This is a genomic window from Aquiflexum sp. (genome assembly GCF_977115555.1).
This window is the reverse complement of record NZ_CDSBKL010000480.1, coordinates 1-2,740: the sequence shown is the minus strand read 5'-3', so window position 1 is coordinate 2,740 and position 2,740 is coordinate 1. Positions and strand designations below refer to the sequence as shown.

The following is a 2,740-nucleotide window of genomic DNA, read 5'->3' as shown; positions in this document are numbered from 1 at the left end:
GGTTGGCAACATCATTTCTGGTACCGTCAGCTGCCTGTGTTCCTACCCAAACTTCAGCAGAACCGGTTTTTACATGGGCAACGGCATTGAGCGGTTCCATTTGTGCATGGTATATATAATCGTTTTTATAATCTGCCTGAATGGTCTTTTGCGCTTTTGGAAGTTCCTGGTTCAGATCTCCTGCCTGAGTAACAATACTTCCTGTTTTGGATGATTTGGAAAGTTCCTCATACTCTGCATAAGCCTCTTGGCTGTTGTGGGATTTTGCCTTTGGGTCTCCTTTCCAGGTGATTTCCATGATCTGTTTGGCATAAAAGGCTGTTTCCATACTGTTTGCCACGACTCCAATCCCATGATTTAAGGTTACCAAATCCAAAACTCCCTTTATGTTTCTGATAGCAGCCTCATTTTGGATTTCAGGTTGTGTACCGTTCACAGGTGCACGACGGATCGCAGCATAGACCATGTCAGGCAAATGGATATCCCCTGAATAAACCGCAGAACCATTGACTTTGAATGGAATGTCATAGCGCTGATAGTCTTTCCCTATTAATTTGAAATCTTTGGGATTTTTTAACTCCGAATCAGGGATTTCGGGAACAGATTCAGGGATTTTGACAAACTCCACAATCTCTCCGTAACTGATTTTCCTATTACTGGCTGCATGATAAACCATTCCCGAATCTGTTTTCAATTCTTTTCTGTCCACTCCCCATTTTTCAGCCACTGAATTCAGCAATACATATCTGGCTTGGGCACCGGATTGACGGAGGTTATTGTAGTGCCCACTTACCGATCGGCTTCCAACAGTCAGCATACTTCCGCCTCTTTCGCCACCCCAACCTATTCCATAGATTTCTGGTTCGACCGGTGAATCTTCTATGGTGACCTTGGACCAGTCTGCATCCATTTCCTCAGCAAAAATCGCAGCCAAAGCCGTCATTGTACCTTGCCCCATTTCAGCAGCAGGATTGTATATTTTTACCGTGCCATCCGAAGACAGGTGAACCCAAGCGGAAATCTGTTTGGTATCTGCAACTTCCCCATTCTTAAATACCAATGCAGGCAAGCCAACTGCAGATACCAAAAAGGTAATGCCTCCGCCCAACTTCAGGAATTTCCTTCGGCTCAATCCTTGTGATTCAATTTGCTTTTCCATGTTCAGATTTTTTGGGAGGTTTTTTCGATCGCTTTCAAAATTCTCAGGTAAGTACCGCAACGGCAAAGCACACCATTCATATGCTTGATGATTTCATCCCTGTTTGGGTTTGGGTTTTCTGCAAGCAAAGCTGCCGCCTGCATAATCTGACCGGACTGACAATACCCACATTGTGGAACCTGTTCCTCTACCCAAGCAACCTGAAGCGGATGTGAACTGTCTTCAGAAAGTCCTTCTATCGTAGTGACTTTTTTTCCCTGAACCTGAGAAAGTGGCGTAATGCAGGATTTGATGGGTTTGCCGTCAAGGTGAACTGTGCAGGATCCGCAAAGGGAAACCCCACATCCAAACTTGGTACCGGTCAACTTCAGCCTTTCCCGTAGTGTCCAAAGTAAGTTGGCATCGTCCTCAGCGGTGATTTGGACAGATTTGCCGTTGAGTGTAAAGGAGTATTGCATGGCTTGGGTTGGGTTAATGGTAATTTGGTTTTTGGTTATTGGTAATATGCTAGCAGAATCTGGCTCTATTCATTTCTAAAACCAATTGGAAATCATTAAGTTAAAAAAAATTTATGGGAAAATAAACCGGTCTTAAGTTGGAAGATCGGAATTTAGGAAAATTTGCAAATCAGGACTTCTATTGATTTTATGTTCTTGTCTCGAGTCATTTGGTAAATTTCTCTCTTCAATTATCCAAATTTTATCCCTTTTTCCATTCTTTTATTTTTGGTTGTAGGAAAAACCCAAAACCTGCTAACTTTAAATCTTTGTAACCTTATCAACCTAATAACCTCAAATACATGAAACTTATTCGCTTCGGAGAAACAGGAAAAGAAAAACCGGGAATCATCAATCAGGATGGAAGATGGCTGGATTGCAGTGCTTTTGGTGAGGACTGGTCAGAAGATTTTTTGGAAAAAAACGGTCTGGAAAGACTGCAATCATGGCTTGACTCAAACATCCATAACCTTCAGGAAATCAGTGATAAATCAAGGATTGGTTCACCCATCAAAAGACCATCAAAAATCATCTGTGTCGGTTTGAATTATTCCCTGCACGCCAAAGAAAGCGGCATGCCTGTTCCTGAGGTTCCTATACTTTTTATGAAAGCAACTTCTTCGCTTTGCGGTCCTTTTGATCCGATTTTGATTCCGAGAAATTCTACAAAAACCGATTGGGAAGTCGAGTTGGCAGTGGTGATCGGAAAGAAAGCGACCTATGTCAGCAAAGAAGATGCGATGGATTATGTAGCAGGATATGTTTTGCACAACGATGTCAGCGAAAGGGATTTTCAGTTGCACCACGGCGGACAGTGGGTCAAAGGGAAAAGTGCAGATCACTTTGCGCCGCTTGGACCCTTTATCGCCACCAAAGATGAAATTCCTGATCCCCACAATTTAAGGCTTTGGCTGAAAGTCAATGGCGTAATGATGCAGGACAGCAATACCTCTGACCTGGTTTTTGACATTCCTACTTTGGTTTCTTATATCAGCCAATACATGACGCTATTGCCTGGTGATGTGATTTCAACAGGAACGCCATCAGGCGTTGGATTAGGACTCAAACCTCCACGCTACCTTAA

Annotated in this window: 3 protein-coding genes; 1 reads left to right on the top strand and 2 read right to left on the bottom strand. The window is 43.1% G+C overall.

The features are described from left to right. Positions 1-1,159, bottom strand: a 1,159-nt coding sequence (locus ACZFYI_RS18545; RefSeq protein ID WP_462525611.1) for a molybdopterin cofactor-binding domain-containing protein, incomplete at its 3' end; no start/stop codon positions are given. A gap of 2 nt (positions 1,160-1,161) precedes the next feature. Then, positions 1,162-1,617: a (2Fe-2S)-binding protein gene (locus ACZFYI_RS18540; RefSeq protein ID WP_462525610.1), complete on the bottom strand. Its 456-nt coding sequence runs from the start codon at positions 1,615-1,617 to the stop codon at positions 1,162-1,164. Positions 1,618-1,958: 341 nt separating this feature from the next. Between ACZFYI_RS18540 and ACZFYI_RS18535 the strand changes: the two genes are divergently transcribed. Further along, on the top strand, positions 1,959-2,740 hold a 782-nt coding region (locus ACZFYI_RS18535), incomplete at its 3' end, for a fumarylacetoacetate hydrolase family protein (RefSeq protein ID WP_462525609.1).

Bases quoted from the DNA above. Each gene is read 5' to 3' on its own strand.
- ACZFYI_RS18540 (WP_462525610.1), bottom strand. From the start codon at position 1,617: ATGCAATACTCCTTTACACTCAACGGCAAATCTGTCCAAATCACCGCT.